Source organism: Tateyamaria sp. syn59, from assembly GCF_007995245.1.
In the GTDB taxonomy this organism is placed as follows: domain Bacteria; phylum Pseudomonadota; class Alphaproteobacteria; order Rhodobacterales; family Rhodobacteraceae; genus Tateyamaria.
Genome location: NZ_VCBA01000008.1, coordinates 18306 through 35844, shown reverse-complemented (window position 1 = coordinate 35844; position 17539 = coordinate 18306). Strand labels below are relative to the sequence as shown.

Sequence of the window (17539 nt, the reverse complement as noted above, 5' to 3'; positions counted from 1 at the left end):
CGCGATCAAGCCGGCTCCACTGTCTCATCTGTCATCAAATGCCGCGCCAAATGATCATGGATCTTTTGCCGAGTCAGCTCCTCATCCCCGGCCATGGCGGCGTCGAGGATCTGTTGATGGTGCATGATGTTGTTGGAAATAAAGTCGAAATCGCGATCTTCGAGCATCAGCTGCTGGCGGAAGCGGCAATAGACGCGGTGGTGTGTGTCGATCAGGGTTTGTGAGCCACAGGCGGAAATGAGTGTCTCGTGAAACTGCGCCTCGGCCCCGAACCACAGGTCGACAAAGGGGGAGCGGTCAGTCGCTGTGTTCAGCCGCATCTCCAGATGGCTGAGCTGGTGGTGGGCGGCTGTGAGTCGTGCCTCCCACGCGACGCCGCCGCGGCGGATGGACATCACCGTGCCTTCAGCTTCGAGCAGGACGCGGAGGTGGGTGAGTTCGTGGATCACCTCGCGCGACTTTTGCGGCACGCGAAAGCCGCGCTGTTCTTGGAACTCGACCAGCCCCAGTGTCGACAGTCGGAACAGCACTTCGCGAATCGTGCTGGCCGAGCAGCCGAATTCCTGGCGCAGATGCTCGGCGCGCACCTTTTGGCCGTGTGCAAACCCGTTGGTCATCAGACGGTAGCGTAGGGTTTCGAAGATGTCGGTGTCATAGGGCATTGGCTGCCTCAAGAGGTCTTGCAGGGCTCTAGCCATAAATCACGAAATCTCGAAATTCCATCAAAATCTCAAAAATCGCCCTAATTTCATTTTTCCTGTTGTCGGGCAGGGGTAACTGCGCTTAGCCTTCCCCTACGACACACCAAGGCAGGCGAACGAACCTGCCACGTGCGCACATATAGATGTCAGGGAGGATGAAATGACATTTCTGAAGAAGGCGGCTTCGGTCGCTGCTGTCGCTGCCGTTGCAGCCTCGACGGCGATGACCGCATCGGCGGAAACCACAAAGCTGCGGATCCAGACGCACTACGCGCCTGAGACCGTATCGGGCCAATTGGCTGGCCAGTACATGCAAGACATCATGGACATGTCGAACGGCGAGATCGAGGTCGAGATGTTCTACTCGTCCTCCGTCGTGAAATCGGTGGAGACGTTTGACGCCGCAGCCACGGGCATCCTGGACTGCGACATGACCGGCGGTGGCTACCAGACCGGCAAGAACAGCGCGTTCCAGTTCGTGGGCGACATCATGGGCGGCTACGACACCCCCTATCAGCAGCTGAGCTGGCTTTATTTCGGTGGCGGCAAGGAAGCCGCGGCGCCGCTGTACAACAAGTATGGCATGGAGCTGATTGGCTGGTGGGTCTACGGTCAGGAGTCGTTCGCGTCGTCCAAGCCGATCAAGTCGGTTGCGGACTTCAAGGACTGGAAATTCCGTTCGCCCCCCGGCATGCAGACCAAGATCTTTGAAAGCCTGGGCGCCTCGCCCATCGTGATGGACTTTACCGAGATCTTTACCGCGCTTGAAACCGGCATCATCGACGGGGCCGATGCCTCGGGTCTGGCCAACAACGTGGGTCTGGGTCTGTATGACATCGTGGGTCACGCGAACTTCCCCGGCTTCCATTCGATGCCGTCGGATCACCTGGCGTGCAACAAGGCCGTGTTTGACGCGATGCCTGCGCACCACCAGAAGATCATGAAGGTTGCGATGGAAGCGCTGGCGCTGCGCACCGCCCTGACGTTCGAGAAGAAGAACGCCGAAGCGGCCGCCCAACTGCGCGAGCAAGGCATCGAACTGCACCAGTGGACGCGCGAGGACCTGCAGGAGTTCCGCAATGCTGCGCAAGCCGCATGGGGTGATTTTGCAGACACGCCCGAAGCCGAAGCGCTGGTGGCGAGCCACCTGAACTACCTGGGTCAACTGGGCCTCGTGTCCAAGTAATCTGACCCAAAAGATCGGCCAGAGCCCCCGTCGGCTCTGGCCCCGCGACAGCCGGTTTGTGGGACTGGTCCGGCTTTTTCAAGTTATCAGGGGGACTAACGATGCAGGTGCGCTCCGGCACTCCGATCGAATGGCTTGTGCCTTTGGCCTTTATCTTCTGCGCCGGTTGGGTGGTCTGGCACATGCCCGCCTTCCTGCTGGACTTTGTGCCGCCCGATACGGAATCGCAGTTCAACCGGCTGGCCGCGCAGTTGCAGCGCAATGACGTCAGCCCCGAGATGGGTGGCCTGTTTGGCGGCTTTGCCGACATCATTGATTGGCTTGCCGTCGTGGGCATGGCTGTTTTTGGTGTCATCGGCGTGCGCACCGTGCAGCGCGCCGGGATGGAGTTTGAAAGCTGGCGCGCCATTGACCGCGTCGCCGTTTTCATCGGGCGCGTGACCATGATGCTGGTCCTGCTTTTGACCCTTGTGATGCTCTATGAGGTTGTGCTGCGCTACATCTTTGAGCGCCCGACGCTGTGGGCGAACGAGACAAGCCTTTGGCTGGCGGGCTTCGTGTTCCTGTGCGCGGGCCTTTATGCCATGCAGCAACGCAGCCACATTCGGATCGTTTTGCTTTACGACGTGGTGCCCCGCTGGTTGCAGCGTGTGTTTGACACCATTTCGACCGTGCTGATCGTCGCCTTTGCCTTCTTCCTGATCTACGGCGGCTATGGCGAGGCGTTTGACAAGTTCTATCGGTGGGAGACCTTTGGCACCGCCTTTGACCCGCCGCTGCCTGCCACGATCAAGCCGACCATTCTGGTCATCATCGGTCTGGTGGCCGTGCAGGCCGTGATCAACCTGATTTCCGACTGGAACAAGGAAGAGGTGCATTACGGCGGCGAGGACTTGGACGAGGAAGAGATCGAGCGCATCAAGGCGCAGGTGGGCAATGAAGGCGTCGGTGACCTTGACGTGACCGGGCGACACGTGAAGGCGAAGGACTAAGCGGATGGACATCGGAACGATTTCACTGGTCCTGATGCTGGGGCTGCTGTTGCTTCTCGCCATCGGGATGCCGCTTGGACTGGCCTCGGCCATCTTGGCCGTGGCGGTGCTGGTCATGCGGTTTGAGCCGGAATTGCTGCTGGCGCCCTGGACCTTTGGCGACGGTGTTTTGACCGGCAGACCGGGTTCGGGGCCGTTAAACATATTAGCGCAACGAATATACGGGCTCTTAACGGACTACGTGCTCATATCCATTCCGCTCTTCATCTTCATGGCGGCGCTGCTGGAGCGGTCTGGTATCGCCAAGGAGATGTATTCGAGCCTGAATGTCTGGCTGAACCGCACGCGCGGGGGCATCGCCATCGTGACGTCGATCATGGCGGTCATCATGGCCGCGATGTCGGGCATCATCGGTGGCGAGGTCGTGCTGCTGGGCCTGATCGCGCTGCCACAGATGTTGCGGTTGGGGTACAACCAGAACCTCGCCATCGGTGTGATTTGTGCGTCGGGTTCGCTTGGCACGATGATCCCGCCGTCGATCGTGCTGATCATCTATGGCCTGATCACCGAGACCTCGATCAAGGCACTGTTTACCGCGTCCTTTATCCCTGGCTTCATGCTCGCGACGTTCATCATCATCTATATCATCATCCGCACGCAGTTGCGCCCCGAAGACGCGCCCCTGCCTGAGCCGGATGAGAACGAGCCGGCGGGCAGTGAGAAGGGCATGCTGTTTCTGGCGTTCCTGACCGTGGTTGTTGCCGGCTTTGCTGCGGCACTGATGCTGCGGGCGATGTTCTTTGAGTTCTCGGGGTCGAACGCCGCTGCGACGGGAGAGCAGGCGCGTTTCGGCACCGCACCCTTCATCACCTATTTCGGTGTGACCCTCGCCGTGGCGCTGGGCCTGATCTTTGGCGTCTTCGGCCGTGCGCGCACGGCGCTGGGCTGGTCGATGGGCAAGGGACTGGTGCCGCCCATCGTGGTGATCGGGGTTGTCATGGGGTCTATCTATGGCGGCATTACCGGCATCACCGAGGCTGCTGGAATGGGCGCGCTCGCTGTGTTCATCATCGCGCTGTTCCGGGGGGAGGCGTCGTTTGACCTGGTGTGGGAATCGCTGATGCGGACGCTGAAGTCGACAGGCACCATTATCTGGGTGACCATCGGGGCGACTGCCTTGGCCGGGGCCTACACCATCGCGGGTGGGCCAACTTACGTGGCCGACTTCATCGTTGGCTCGGAGCTGCCGACCATGGCGGTGATCTTGTTCATGATGCTGATCCTGCTGTTCATGGGGGCGTTCATGGACTGGGTGGGCATCGTGCTGCTGATCATCCCGGTATTCCTGCCTATCGTGCTGCGCCTGCCCATCGAGGAGATCGGCCTCTTTGGTGAGCTGAACCCGCGTCACGTGGCGATCTGGTTTGGGGTGGTGTTCTGTATGAACATGCAGGTGAGCTTCCTGTCGCCACCCTTTGGTCCAGCCGCCTTCTACCTGAAATCCGTGGCGCCGCCGCACATCCAGCTGACCGACATCTTCAAGGGGTTCCTCCCCTTTATCGGGATCCAGCTGATTGCCCTGTCGGTGCTGCTGATGTGGCCGCCTATCGTGTCGATCCTGCTGTAGGAGAACGTCATGGATGCCATTCGCCTTGATCCGTCCGACAGCGTCGTTACGGCAACCCGATCGCTTGAGGTCGGGGCCGAGGTGGAGGGCGTGCGGACCCGCGCGCTGATCCCGTCGGGGCACAAGATCGCGGTGCGGGATATGGCGAAGGGAGAGCCCATTCGAAAGTATGCGCAGGTGATCGGCTATGCAGCAGGGGACATTGCCGCGGGTGATCATGTGCACACCCACAACGTAGAGTTTCGTGGGACCGACGTGGCCTATGAGTTTGCGACGAACCTGCGGCCTGTGGAACCGGCGAGCGGCGATACCTTCATGGGCTATCGGCGCGAGAACGGGCAGGTGGGGACGCGGAACTACATTGCCATCGTGACCTCGGTGAACTGTTCGGCCACGGCGGCGCGGATGATTGCGGCGCATTTCACACCTGAGATGCTGGCGGACTATCCCAATGTCGATGGGGTTGTCGCCTTTGTCCATGGAACCGGCTGCGGCATGGCTGGCGATGGCGACGGGTTCGAGGCGTTGCAGCGGGTGATGTGGGGTTATGCCCGCCATCCAAATCACGCCGGTGTGCTTATGGTCGGTTTGGGCTGCGAGATGAACCAGATTGACTGGCTGCTTGAGGCCTATGGGCTGAAGCAGGGGCCGCTGTTTCAGACGATGAATATTCAGTCCGTGGCGGGGCTGCGTCGGACGGTTGAGAAAGGGATCGAGAAGGTTGCCGCCATGCTGCCGCTGGCCAATCAGGCCAAGCGCGCGCCTTGCCCGGCATCGGAGTTGAAGGTGGCCCTGCAATGTGGCGGGTCGGATGCGTGGTCTGGCATCACGGCGAACCCGGCTTTGGGCTACGCCACGGATTTGCTGGTCGCGCAGGGTGGCACGGGTGTGCTGGCCGAGACACCCGAGATTTATGGGGCAGAGCATTTGCTGACGGCCCGCGCGGTTGATCAGGCCACCGGCGAGCGGCTGCTTGATCTGATCCGCTGGTGGGAGGATTATACCGCCCGTAACAAGGGGTCGATGGACAACAACCCGAGCCCCGGCAACAAGGCCGGTGGGCTGACCACCATTCTGGAAAAGTCGCTGGGCGCTGCGGCGAAGGGTGGGACGACGCCTTTGGCAGGCGTTTACAAGTATGCCGAGCAGGTGCGGGCGCGTGGTTTCACCTTCATGGATTCGCCGGGTTATGATCCAGCGAGCGTGACCGGGCAGATTGCGGGGGGCTGCAATCTGGTATGCTTCACGACCGGGCGGGGCTCTGCCTTTGGCTCCAAGCCCAGCACGACGATCAAGATTGCGACCAATACGGAAATGTATGGTCGGATGATCGAGGATATGGACGTGAACGCCGGTGCGATGCTGAGCGATGGTGTGTCGTTGGAGGAAAAGGGGCGGGAGATCTACGAGTTGTTCCTGCGTGTCGCCTCCGGCGAGATGTCGAAATCCGAGGCGCAGGGGCTGGGCGACTATGAGTTCGTGCCCTGGCAGATCGGGGCGGTGATGTGATGGAATGTCTGACGGCTGAGCAGAAGGCGCATTACGAGGAGCACGGTTATCTGCTGGTTGAAAAGCGGATACCAGATGCGTGGCTGACGAAGATCCGGGATGAGATTGCGCGCTTCGAGGATGAAGCAGCGGGCATGACCGAGAGCAATGACCGGCTGGATCTGGAGGACAGTCACACACCCGAAGAGCCGCGACTGCGCCGGATCAAACTGCCTCATACGATATCGGATGTTTTTCGCGAACTGATGTATTCGGATCATGTCTTGGCCCCGGCCCGTGATCTGGTTGGGCCGAACCTGCGCCTGCACACGACCAAGCTGAACATGAAGTCGGCGGGCTATGGCGCGGCGGTGGAGTGGCATCAGGACTATGCGTTTTACCCTCACACCAATGACGACATTCTGGCCATCGGCATTTGCATCGACGACATGGCCGAGGAGAACGGACCGTTGAAGGTGTTTCCCGGCTCTCACAAGGGGCCGGTTTATGATCACCATGTCGATGGTGTCTTTGCCGGAGCGATGCTGCCGGAGGCGAATGGGCTGGATATGGCGGATGCTGTGCCGCTGACCGGTCCGGCCGGGTCGATCAGCATTCACCATGGGCGGATCGTGCATGGCTCGGCCCTGAACACGAGCGACCGGGCGCGGCGCATTCTGTTTTACGAGATGATGGCGGCGGATGCATTCCCGATCATGGGCAGCATGACAAAATGGGGCGGGATCGAGGACTATGACACCCGCATGCTGTGCGGGGAGCCGACACTGACGCCGCGCCTGAAGGATATCCCGATCCGCATTCCGCAGCCGCAACCGGATGTGCCGATTTCCATCTATGAAATTCAGAAGGGGCTGAAAACGCGCGCCTTTCAAACAATTCCGGCCAAGGAGACATGATATGAGCAAACCGACGATTGGATTTATCGGCCTGGGCCTGATGGGCGGGGCCATGGTGGGGCGGCTGCAGGATCAGGGTTATGATCTTGTTGTCATCGCGAACCGGACGCGGACCTATGTGGATCGTGCGGTGGAGCGTGGCGCAACAGAGGTGACGACCGCCAAGGCCGTGGCCGAAGCGTCGGACATCGTGATGCTGTGCATGGACACGTCCGACAATGTCGAGGCGCGGATGCGGGGTGATGACGGTGTGATTGCCGGACTGAAACCGGGCGCTGTGGTTATTGATTTTGGCACGTCGCTGCCTGCATCGACCAAGGCGCTCGGGGCAGAGGTTGAGGTCGCAGGCGGCACGATGCTGGATTGTCCGATCGGGCGGACGCCGATGCACGCCAAGGATGGGTTGCTGAACCTGATGGGGTCGGGGGACAAGGCTGCTTTCGACAAGGTGAAGCCGGTGCTGGATGATCTGGGCGAGAATGTCTTTCACCTCGGGGCGCTGGGTACGGGGCACACGATCAAGCTGATCAACAATTTCTATGCGCAGGCCTGTGCAAATGCGATGGCGGAGAGCTATGCCATCGCGGATGTGATGGGCGTGGATCGGCAGGGCCTGTATGACGTGATGTCGGCTGGGCCGCTGAAGTCGGGGATGATGGATTTTGTCACGGCCTATGCTCTTCAGGGCGACGATCAGCAGCTTGCCTTTTCCATCAAGAACGCGGCCAAGGACGTAGGGTATTACGCGCAGATGTGTGCCGATGCGGGCGTGCAGTCGATGATGTCGGGCAGCACGCTCGACAGCTTGCGCGGGTCCATTGATGCGGGCCGCGGGGAAGAGATGGTGCCCCTGCAAGTCGATTTCTTCGCCGACCGTTTCAAGGGGTAGCAGGTGGCGATTGCCGCCCATCCGACGGAGGATCGCGCAGCCCTCGGCATCGTGATGACGCTGGGGGCTTATGCGTTCTTTACCCTCATTGATACGTCGGTGAAGTGGTTGTTGTTAGCGGGGTTGCCCGCTTTTCAACTGGCGTTCATGCGGTATTTTCCGCACTTTCTGATCTCGACTGCGCTGTTGCTGCGCAAGGGCGTGCGGTGGTCGAACTTTCAGTCCGCGCATATGGGGCTGGTGCTGCTCCGGGGGTTTCTGCTGGCGTCGGCCACGCTGTTCAACTTCATCACCCTGAACTACCTGCCGCTGACGGTGGTGGGGTCGATCATGTTTTCGGCCCCAATCATCGTTTGCTTCCTGAGCTGGCCGCTGCTGGGAGAGCGGGTGGGGCCGTGGCGCTGGTTTGCGATTGTGTTGGGGTTCACGGGTGTGCTGGTCGTGATCCGGCCCTTCGATGCGAGCTTTCATGCGATTGCGATCCTGAACGTCTACAATGCATTCTCGCTGGCCCTTTACTCGATCATCACGCGCAAGATTTCTGGCGTGGTCGCGGCAGAAACGATGCAGTTCTGGATGGGGGCCTTTGGGGCTGTCACGCTGGCGCCGCTGGCGTGGTGGGTTTGGACCGCGCCCGAGACCGCGTGGCAGTGGGCGCTGATGATCGGTCTAGGCATCTGGGGGTGGGCAGGGCACGAGATTTTCTCGCGTGCGCACGCTTTTGCGCCAGCCAACACGTTGATGCCCTATACATACAGTTTTCTTCTGTATCTGGCGCTTGCCAGTTATCTGGTTTTCGGCGATGTGCCAGATGGTTGGACGCTGTTGGGTGCAGCCATCATCGTCGTTTCTGGCCTGATCATCTGGCGGCGCACGGCACGAAAGGACACGGTATGAAGATTGCGGCTATCGGCGAGGCGATGATCGAGCTTTCGATGCGCGGTGACAGCGCCGATGTGCGGGTCGCTGGCGATACGCTGAACACGGCGATCTACCTGAAACGCACCGCGCCGACGCTGCAGGTGGACTACGTCACCCGAGTTGGAACAGACACTTTTTCCGACCGGATTGTCGCCGCGATTGAGGCCGAAGACATTGGCACGCAGGCCATTGAACGGGATCCGACAAGGACGCCGGGCCTCTATGCCATTTCGACCGATGTGGCGGGCGAGCGCAGCTTTGCATATTGGCGGGACGCGTCGGCGGCGCGGATGGTGTTTGCGACGCAGTCCGGGCCCGACTTTTCAGTGCTTGAAAGCTACGACGTGATCTACACCTCCGCCATCACGTTGGCGATTTTGCCTGCCTCGACCCGCACCGCGCTGATCCGGTGGCTTCGGCTGTTTCGGCAATCGGGCGGCCGCGTTGCCTTTGACAGCAATTATCGGCCGCGCCTGTGGGGTGATCCGGAAGCCGCCCGCGCAGCGATACAAGCCATGTGGGTTTTATCCGACATTGCATTGCCGTCCATTGATGACGAAATGGAGCTGACAGGCGAAAGCGCGCAAGCAGTCGCCGCACGCTTTGTGGCGTTGCATCGCACCGGAGCACTGAAGCGCGGAGCACAAGGGCCGTTGTGCCTGGAGACCGGCACCACCGATGTCTACAAGCCAGCGCAGAAAGTTGTCGACACGACTGCTGCAGGTGACAGCTTTAATGGTGCATATCTAGGGGCCTTGTTGATGGGCGCGCCGCAGGATCAAGCGCTGCGTGCAGGCCATGCGTTGGCCAGCGAGGTGATTGGCCACCGCGGCGCGATCCTGCCGCGCTAGGCACCGATCAAGTCCCGCAGTGCGCGGTCCGGGTGGGCGGAGCTGCAGGCAGCAATCAGTTGCTTGGCATTCGGGTCGTCTAGGGTGCGCCCTCCCGCGACTTCGGCCCGGACAAATGCCACCCATGCGTCTGATGCTGCTGACAGGGCCGGGCTGGGATCGCTGCCACGATCCTTGAGTGTGGACAGAATGCGGATCGGCAGTTTCTGGCTGCCATCCATGGCGATCTGCCTGAGCCTGTGATGCAGGTTCGGGTTTTCAAAACGCTGGATCAGCGCCTTTCGATACGCCTTCGTCTGCTCCTGAACGCCGTCGGGAAGCGTCTTGGCCGCCTCCTGCATCAGCGCGACCGTCCCGGCCCGCAACTCCGGGTCAGCGATGGCATCGTGAACATAGGTGTGGCCGCGCAAAGTGCCCGCATAGGCCAGGTAGGAATGCGCGCCGTTCAGCATCCGCAGCTTGCGCATCTCATGCTGGGCGACGTCATCCACCCATTGCACGCCGGGCCAGTCAGGGCGACGCGCGGCAAACCTGTCTTCGATCACCCATTCTGTGAATGTCTCGGTCGGGACTGCCATAGGGTCGCCTGCCTCTTGCCGGATGGCATCAGTGGTCGCTGGTGTGATGCGGTCCACCATGCAGGAGGGGAAGGTCACACTGGCGTTGAGTGACAGTCTGGCCTCATCCGCAAAGCTGCGGACAGCCTGTTCGAGTTTCTGGCCGTTTTCCGGCAGGTTGTCGCAGCTCAGAACCGTCACTGGCGCGTCGCGACGCGCCAACCCGCGCGCCAAGGCGCCCACCACCGTTTGATCCCCTCCAGCGAGGTCTGCCTGTACCTCGGCTGCGGTCAGGTCCAGCTTGCCCGCTCCGTCGAGGTGGTACGCCTTTTCCGTGACTGTAAGGGTGATCAGGTCGAACCTGTCGGAGGCGATGCTTGCGACTACGGCATCCGGGTCTTCCGGTGCCACGATCATGTTTGTCAGGCAGGTGATCGGTTTGACCTCAGTACCCTTCGCGTCCTTGATCAGGAGGGAATATGTAAAGTCTTGGGCAGCCAGACCATTGCGTATGGCAGGTGAGCGGAAGCTGACGCCGGTGATGTCCCACCCGGATGCGTCCTGGGTGTAGGCGGCGGCGTGGGCGCGGAAAAAGTTGCCGACCCCAAGGTGCAGAATATGCGGCATCGGTTACTCCAACCGGTATGTCTTGCGGGCCAGATCTGTGGCCAGAAGTTGAGCGATCTGGCCCGCCGTTTCGATGGAAAAGTAGCCGCTGTCGATTTGGGTGGCGAGGTGTTGCGCGACGGCGCGGCGCCAGAGATCATGCCGTGCCGGGATCGACAGAAAGGCGCGTGTGTCGTCGTTGAACCCGGCCAGATTGTGATAGCCCGCTGTCTCGACCACTTGATCGAGATAGCGCGCGATGCCAGCGGCACTGTCGTGGAACCACCACGGCGGCCCGATGCGGAGGCAAGGCCAGTGCCCCGCCATGGGCGCCAACTCACGCGTGTACGTTGTTTCATCCAATGTGAACAGGATCAGCGTCAGGCGCGGGTCGTTTCCGACCCGGTTGAGCAGAGGTTCGAGCCCGCGCACCCAATCTACAGCAATGGGAATGTCCGCTCCTTTGTCTGCGCCAAAGCGGTCAAATAGCGCATGGTTGGTGTTGCGTCGGCTGCCCGCGTGCAGCTGCATGACGAGACCGTCGTCGAGTGACATCTGCGCCATTTCGATCAGCATGTGTCCGTGAAACGCATCGGCGTCCGCCATGTTTCCAGACAGTAGCGCTGCAAAACTGTCGGCGGGCCGGTCGAGCCAGATTGTTTGCGGCTGCTCGATAGCGTGGTCTGTAGCCGTGGCCCCCAGCGCCTTGAATGCAGCGCGCCGTGCACGCAGGGCGGCGAGGAACCCGTCATATGTCTCGGTGTCATCCCCCGTCATTGCGCCAAGTGCTGCAACCTCGCTTGCCCACCCTAGGGTGCGCGGGTTCAGCAGCGCATCGGGACGAAAGGTCGGGATGACCGTGCCGGTCCAGCCGTTGTCGCGGATCATGCTATGATGTGTGAGGGGGTCGAGTGCCGCATCAGTGGTTGCCAACACCTCGATCCCCATCCGGTCGAACAAGGCGCGCGGGCGGTTCTCAACATCCGCCAGCCATGTTGCAATATGATCATAGATGGCGTCCGCTGTATCCGATCCCAAGGCCATGTTGCACCCGAGTGTTTCGCGCAACTCGTATTCGATCCAGAGCTGGCTGGGCGTGCCGAGAAACAGATGCCAGTGCGCGGCAAATAGACGGAAGATCGCCCGTGGGTCGCGGTCTTCGGCCGGGACGCCGACGCCTAGCTGATCAAGCGGTACCCCTTGTGAATAGAGCATCCGAAAGACGTAGTGATCCGGGATCACCAGCAGCTCTGCCGGATCAGAGAACGCGGCATTGGTCGCAAACCAAGCCGGGTCGCAATGACCGTGCGGCGACACGATCGGGGCACCTTTGATCCCGTCATAGATCTGTGCCGCTTTCCCGCTCAGTTTCAAAGACATGGCTGCCCCTTTCCCTTTTTCCAGACCCTAGCACGAATGCCCCTTGGCGCACCTTTGAAATAGCGCCACTGTGCAGGGCAGGAGGAACGCAATGGACGTCGTGATGATCGGTGCTGGCATGGTGGCACAGACACATCTTCTGGCGCTGCGGGACAATTCCGCAGGCGCGCGCCTTGTCGGCGTTTTGGGCCGCGATGATGCACGGACGGCAGATTTTTGCACCAACGCGTCCGAGACGTTGGGATATGGCGTCGCGCCGCTTGGTGACCCTGAAGCCGTTGCGAGTACGGGCGCAGAGGGCGCAATCCTGATCACGCCGCCCGACGCGCGGATCGAGTACGCACGCACGCTTGTCAAAGCGGGAATCCCCACGCTGATGGAAAAGCCCGTGGAGCGGACGCTGGATGCCGCGCGGGATCTTGTTCAGCTTTATTCAAAGGCAAATGTGCCGCTTGCCTTGTGCTTCCAACATCGCACCCGAGCTGCCGCGCAACATCTGAAGCAAAAGCTGGATACGGGTGCGCTTGGCGACATCGTTCATGTTGAACTGCGCGTGCCTTGGTGGCGGGAACAGGCCTATTACGATGCGCCGGGGCGTGGCACTTATGCGCGCGATGGCGGCGGTGTGATGATCAATCAGGCGATCCATACCTTGGACCTTGGCCTTTGGCTTGCCGGGCCTGTTGCCGCACTTCAGGCCATGATGCGCACCAGCGCGTTGCATCGCATGGAAGCCGAAGATATCGCCGCGGCCCTGCTGACGTTTCGATCGGGTGCGACGGGTGTGCTGAGCGCGACCACGACCGCTTATCCCGGCGCGGCGGAGAGCATCACGGTGACGACCACACAAGGACAAGCGCATCTGGAGGGGGATCATCTACGTATCGACTGGCTGACGGGTGAGCGAGAGAAGCTTTCGCCTGATGGGGCAGGCGAGACAGGAGGCGGCGCCGACCCGATGGCATTCACCCATGCCTGGCATCAGTCTATTCTCGAAGATTTCGTAATGTCTGTCGCGCAAGGTCGTCCGCCGATTGCCCCGCCGTCCGAGGCGCTGCATGTCCACGCTGTCATCGACGCGATGGAACGGGCAGCGCGCACCGGCACAACAGTTGAGGTGGCTGCATGACATTGAGCTTTGTCGCGCTGGGGCTGGACCATCGGCATATCTACGGCATGACCGAAAACATGCTGGCGCAAGGGGCCCGTTGCCTCGGCTTTTGGACCGAAGGGGATCCTCAGCCGCTGGCGGGATATGTCAAGCGCTTCCCTGATCTACCCCGCTTTGACACACTGAACGCCGCGCTGGCCGCGGGCGCTGACCTGGCGCTGGTGTCGAACATCCCCGCAGACCGTGCCGACGTTGCGATCCGGGCCATGCAGGCCGGGCATGACGTGATGACGGATAAACCTGGCTGCACATCGCTTGACCAGCTTGAGACCATCAAATCTTGCGTGGGCGAGACGGGGCGCATCTGGTCGATCAATTTCTCCGAGAGGTTCGAGGTGCCGTGTGTCACACTGGCGGACGCCCTAGTGCAGGACGGTGCCATCGGGCGTGTCGTGCATACAACCGGGCTGGGGCCGCACCGGTTGAACAGGCCGACCAGACCTAACTGGTTCTTTCAACGCGATAAATACGGCGGCGTATTGACCGACATCGCCTCGCACCAGATCGACCAGTTTCTGCATTTTACAGGATCGACAGATGCGCAGGTTACAATGGCGCATGTGGCCAATCATGCGAATGCTGCCGATCCCGGCCTGCAAGACTTTGGAGAGGTTGCGCTGCGATCCGATTACGCCTCTGGCTACATCCGTGTCGATTGGTACACGCCTGACGCTTTGCCCAACTGGGGTGATGGCCGCCTCACACTGCTGGGCACAGAAGGTTACATAGAGTTGCGCAAATATGTCGACGTTGGCGGGCGGACAGGCACGGATCACCTGCTGCTGGTCAACGGGGACAGATGCGAGGCGATAGATGCGCGGGACGCTGGCCTTCCCTATTTTGCGCGCCTTGCTCACGATATTGCGCACCGCACTGAGACGGCCATGGCACAGGCGCATTGCTTCAAGGTGATGGAGTTGGCCCTGCACGCACAGATGATGGCTGAAGGGGCGTCGTCGTGATCCGGGTTGCCATTCTGGGTGGCGGGATCGGGGCGCAGCACCTTGCCGCCTATGCTCATCTGGATGGCTTTGCAGTCACCCATCTCGTCGATCAGGACGTCGATAGGCGCACCGCCCTTTGCAGAGAGAAGATCACGCCACTGTCGACGGTTGAAGATGCTTTGGCGGCGGATGTCGATCTGATCGACATTTGCCTGCCACCGCATCTGCATGCGCCCGTTGCGATTGCGTCACTTGATGCGGGCAAGCACGTGATATGCGAAAAGCCACTCGCGACGTCGATGGCGCAGGTTGATGCCATTTCAAATGCTGCGGCGCGCACCGGTATGTCGGTCTTTCCCGTGTTTCAGTATCGGTTCGGTCCCGCTTTTGACAAGCTTCAGGCGCTTCAGGCCGCAGGGCTTGTCGGCGCAGCGCGCGCCGCATCGCTCGAGACGCATTGGAATAGGGGTGCAGACTACTACGCGGTTCCGTGGCGTGGCACTTGGGCGGGTGAACAGGGCGGGGCGGTCCTGGGTCATGCCATTCATGCGCATGACCTGCTGACGCGTTTCCTCGCGCCGATTGAGGGCGTGGCAGCCCGGTTGGGCACCATTGTTAATCCGATTGAGACGGAGGACAGCGCGGCCCTGATTTTTGATCTGGAGGGTGGTGCGCTGGCGACAAGCAGTGTGACCCTTGGGTCTGCACGGGATGAAACACGGCTGCGTTTCGTTTACGAACACCTGACAGTGACGTCGCATACAAATCCGTATGCTCCCGGGGAAGGCAAATGGCAATTTGTGGCGCGTGATCCGGCCCGACAGGCACTGGTTGATCAGGTTTGTGCCGATGTCGTGCCAGGCCCGGTTGGGTTTGCCGGGTTCTTACCGGAAGTTGGCAAAGCAATCGAGGGCGCGCCGAACAGTGCAGTCACGTTGGAGGACGGTGCGGCCTCTGTTGCGCTTGTCACTGCGATCTATGCGTCCCATCGCCGTGGTGTGCGCGTGTCCCTGCCGATATCTGCCGATGACCCCATGCGCGAAGGATGGCAACCATGATTGAATGCTGGCGCTGGTTTGGGCCGGATGACCCGACGCAATTATCCGACATACCGCAGGTTGGTGCGACGGGTGTTGTCACGGCCTTGCATGATGTTCCGCCCGGCGAGGTTTGGACGGCGCAGGACATTGCCGATCGCAAGACGATGATCGAGGCGGCGAGTTTGCGTTGGGAAGTGGTTGAAAGCCTGCCCGTGTCCGAGGCCATCAAGACCCAAGGCCCAGATATGCCAGCGCATGTGGCGGCATACATTGACAGCATGACAGCTCTCGCCGAGGCGGGTGTGCGTACGATCTGCTACAACTTTATGCCAATCCTTGACTGGACCCGAACCCAGACCCGTGCGCAGCTGCCCCATGGCGGCACGGCGATACTGTTTGATCTTGCGCAGTTTGCAGCCTTCGATCTTTACATTCTAAACCGCGCAGGTGCTGCTGACGATTACTCGGACGAGGTGCATGAAGCGGCGCGGGCCGCCCTTGCCCCGATGGATGATGCTGCCAAAACGGAGTTGACCCGCACGGTGATCGCGGGACTCCCTGGGGCGAATGATGGTTGGACGCTTGATGACGTTCGTGCGCGGCTGGACACCTATCGCGACATTGATGCAGATGCGTTGCGGCGCCACCTAATTGATTTTCTGGCGGAGGTGGCGCCCGTGGCTGAACGGTTGGGCCTGCGTTTGTGCTGCCATCCCGATGACCCGCCTTTTTCCCTTCTGGGTTTGCCGCGTGTCATGTCCTCGACTGACGACTATGAAGCGGTGCTGAACGCTGTGGATACGCAGGCGAATGGTGCAACGCTTTGTACCGGGTCCCTTGGCGTCGCGGCAGATTTCGATGCGGCGGATTTTGTGCGGCGACTGGGGCCGCGGCTCCACTTCGCGCATCTGCGCAACACCAAGCGGCTCAGCTCTCCTGACCCTGCGCGCCCGACTTTTTTCGAAGCCGCGCACCTGGAAGGCGACACGGATATGGTCGCGACCATATCCGCACTCATGCAGGAGGAAGCACGGCGCCGGGCCGAAGGGCGCGCCGATCACGCCATCCCGATGCGCCCGGACCATGGGCAGGAACTGCTGATGGATCGAGAACGCGACAGCCTGCCCGGCTACCCCTTGATCGGCCGTATGCGCGGTCTGGCTGAGCTGCGCGGCATCATGGCGGCCGTTACGGCGATGCAAGCATGACGCGGATCGGCGTTGCCGGTGTCGGCTTGATAGGACGCCAACACCTTGATGCCATCGAACGGGCGTCTGGGGTCACCGTTGCCGGGGTGTTTGATCCTGCACTGAAGGAAGAAGTGCCTTGGCCAATTGTGAACAGTCTGTCCGAGCTTGCCGCGCAATCGGACGGCGTCATCCTTGCGGTGCCGAACCATCTGCACGCGGACATGGCGATGAAGCTGATTGATGCCGACTGTCCGATTCTGATTGAAAAGCCGTTTACGGCGACCGCCGCAGATGGTGTTGCCGTCGTACAGGCCGCGACGAAGGCGGGCGTGCCGATCCTGGTCGGCCATCACCGGCGCCACAATCCGCTGGTGGTGAAAGCACATGAGATCATCGCCGAGGGCAAACTGGGAACGGTGACGACGGTGCAGGGCACCTGCTGGCTGCCCAAGCCGGACGACTATTTTGCGCAGGCCTGGCGACAGGGGGCCGGTGCCGGGCCGTTGTTCATCAATCTGATACACGACATCGACCTTTTGATGTATCTGTGCGGACCGATTAGCCATGTGCAGGCCATGGAAAGCAGCGCCGTACGAGGTGCGGAGGCAGAGGAGGTCACCGTGGCCACACTGCGGTTTGCCAGCGGTGCACTGGGGACGGTGAACCTGTCGGACGTCGCGCTGGGGCCGTGGAGTTGGGAACTGACCGCAGGCGAAAACCCGGCTTATCCAAAGACCGATCAGTCAAGCTATCTCATTGGGGGTACCAAGGGCAGTCTGTCCCTGCCGAACCTCAGCCTCTGGACACAGAAAGGTGGTCCCGACTGGTGGGCACCCATAAACCAGACGCGTGTGCCGCTGCCCTTGTCCGATCCGTTGAAAGCCCAGATTTTGCATTTCGCAGAGGTCATCAAGGGGAAGGCCGAACCGCTTGTCAGTGGCGCCGATGGCCTGCGGGCCGTTCAGGTGATCGAAGCTATCAAGACCGCCGCAGGCTCTGGACAGGTCGTATCTGTCGGCTGACCTAATCACGCTGTCATCACCTTTTCGAACCGGTGGCTGGGCGGGTGCTGCCTGCCC

At 60.9% G+C, this 17539-nt stretch carries 16 protein-coding genes; 13 read left to right on the top strand and 3 right to left on the bottom strand.

The window, feature by feature from the left end:
* Nucleotides 1-5: 5 nt before the first annotated feature.
* Nucleotides 6-662, bottom strand: a complete 657-nt coding sequence (locus tag FD715_RS15520) for a GntR family transcriptional regulator (RefSeq protein ID WP_147111691.1) — start codon at nucleotides 660-662, stop codon at nucleotides 6-8.
* Between the two features lie 199 nt (nucleotides 663-861).
* Here FD715_RS15520 and FD715_RS15515 point away from each other — a divergent pair, with 199 nt between their 5' ends.
* The 8 genes from FD715_RS15515 to FD715_RS15480 all read left to right on the top strand — a co-directional run bounded on the left by FD715_RS15515 (nucleotide 862) and on the right by FD715_RS15480 (nucleotide 9572).
* The gene (locus FD715_RS15515; RefSeq protein WP_147111688.1) at nucleotides 862-1887 is read left to right on the top strand and encodes a TRAP transporter substrate-binding protein; all 1026 of its coding nucleotides are present in this window, start codon (nucleotides 862-864) and stop codon (nucleotides 1885-1887) included.
* Nucleotides 1888-1988: 101 nt separating this feature from the next.
* Entirely contained in the window at nucleotides 1989-2879 is an 891-nt protein-coding gene (locus tag FD715_RS15510; RefSeq protein WP_147111686.1) for a TRAP transporter small permease subunit, read from the top strand.
* A gap of 4 nt (nucleotides 2880-2883) precedes the next feature.
* A complete protein-coding gene (locus FD715_RS15505; RefSeq protein WP_147111684.1) occupies nucleotides 2884-4506 on the top strand; it encodes a TRAP transporter large permease subunit in 1623 nt (540 codons plus the stop codon).
* A 9-nt stretch (nucleotides 4507-4515) separates the two neighbouring features.
* Nucleotides 4516-6015, top strand: a complete 1500-nt coding sequence (locus tag FD715_RS15500; protein WP_147111681.1) for a UxaA family hydrolase — start codon at nucleotides 4516-4518, stop codon at nucleotides 6013-6015.
* Nucleotides 6015-6911, top strand: a complete 897-nt coding sequence (locus tag FD715_RS15495; RefSeq protein WP_147111679.1) for a phytanoyl-CoA dioxygenase family protein — start codon at nucleotides 6015-6017, stop codon at nucleotides 6909-6911. The genes FD715_RS15500 and FD715_RS15495 overlap by 1 nt, the downstream gene beginning before the upstream one ends.
* Before the next feature lies 1 nt (nucleotide 6912).
* A complete protein-coding gene (locus FD715_RS15490; RefSeq protein ID WP_147111676.1) occupies nucleotides 6913-7800 on the top strand; it encodes an NAD(P)-dependent oxidoreductase in 888 nt (295 codons plus the stop codon).
* Nucleotides 7801-7803: 3 nt separating this feature from the next.
* Nucleotides 7804-8697, top strand: coding sequence for a DMT family transporter (locus FD715_RS15485; protein WP_223274913.1), 894 nt, complete (start codon nucleotides 7804-7806; stop codon nucleotides 8695-8697).
* Complete coding sequence (locus tag FD715_RS15480) at nucleotides 8694-9572, top strand: sugar kinase (RefSeq protein WP_147111673.1); 879 nt, start codon at nucleotides 8694-8696, stop codon at nucleotides 9570-9572. Before FD715_RS15485 ends, FD715_RS15480 begins: the two co-directional genes overlap by 4 nt.
* Here FD715_RS15480 and FD715_RS15475 read toward each other — a convergent pair.
* Complete coding sequence (locus FD715_RS15475; RefSeq protein ID WP_147111670.1) at nucleotides 9569-10756, bottom strand: mannitol dehydrogenase family protein; 1188 nt, start codon at nucleotides 10754-10756, stop codon at nucleotides 9569-9571. The genes FD715_RS15480 and FD715_RS15475 overlap by 4 nt on opposite strands.
* Before the next feature lie 3 nt (nucleotides 10757-10759).
* Nucleotides 10760-12115 carry a glucuronate isomerase gene (gene uxaC, locus FD715_RS15470; protein ID WP_147111667.1) on the bottom strand — a complete coding sequence of 452 codons (1356 nt, stop codon included), beginning with the start codon at nucleotides 12113-12115 and terminating at the stop codon, nucleotides 10760-10762.
* A 91-nt stretch (nucleotides 12116-12206) separates the two neighbouring features.
* On the opposite strand from uxaC, the gene FD715_RS15465 reads away from it, so the two are divergent.
* The 5 genes from FD715_RS15465 to FD715_RS15445 are packed head-to-tail and all read left to right on the top strand — an operon-like array spanning nucleotide 12207 to nucleotide 17482.
* Nucleotides 12207-13244, top strand: a complete 1038-nt coding sequence (locus FD715_RS15465; protein ID WP_147111665.1) for a Gfo/Idh/MocA family protein — start codon at nucleotides 12207-12209, stop codon at nucleotides 13242-13244.
* On the top strand, nucleotides 13241-14248 hold the full coding sequence (locus FD715_RS15460) for a Gfo/Idh/MocA family protein (RefSeq protein ID WP_147111662.1): 1008 nt from the start codon (nucleotides 13241-13243) through the stop codon (nucleotides 14246-14248). The genes FD715_RS15465 and FD715_RS15460 overlap by 4 nt, the downstream gene beginning before the upstream one ends.
* On the top strand, nucleotides 14245-15288 hold the full coding sequence (locus tag FD715_RS15455; protein WP_147111659.1) for a Gfo/Idh/MocA family protein: 1044 nt from the start codon (nucleotides 14245-14247) through the stop codon (nucleotides 15286-15288). The genes FD715_RS15460 and FD715_RS15455 overlap by 4 nt, the downstream gene beginning before the upstream one ends.
* Complete coding sequence (gene uxuA, locus FD715_RS15450; RefSeq protein ID WP_147111655.1) at nucleotides 15285-16478, top strand: mannonate dehydratase; 1194 nt, start codon at nucleotides 15285-15287, stop codon at nucleotides 16476-16478. Before FD715_RS15455 ends, uxuA begins: the two co-directional genes overlap by 4 nt.
* Nucleotides 16475-17482 carry a Gfo/Idh/MocA family protein gene (locus tag FD715_RS15445; RefSeq protein WP_147111652.1) on the top strand — a complete coding sequence of 336 codons (1008 nt, stop codon included), beginning with the start codon at nucleotides 16475-16477 and terminating at the stop codon, nucleotides 17480-17482. Before uxuA ends, FD715_RS15445 begins: the two co-directional genes overlap by 4 nt.
* The last annotated feature ends 57 nt before the right edge of the window (nucleotides 17483-17539 follow it).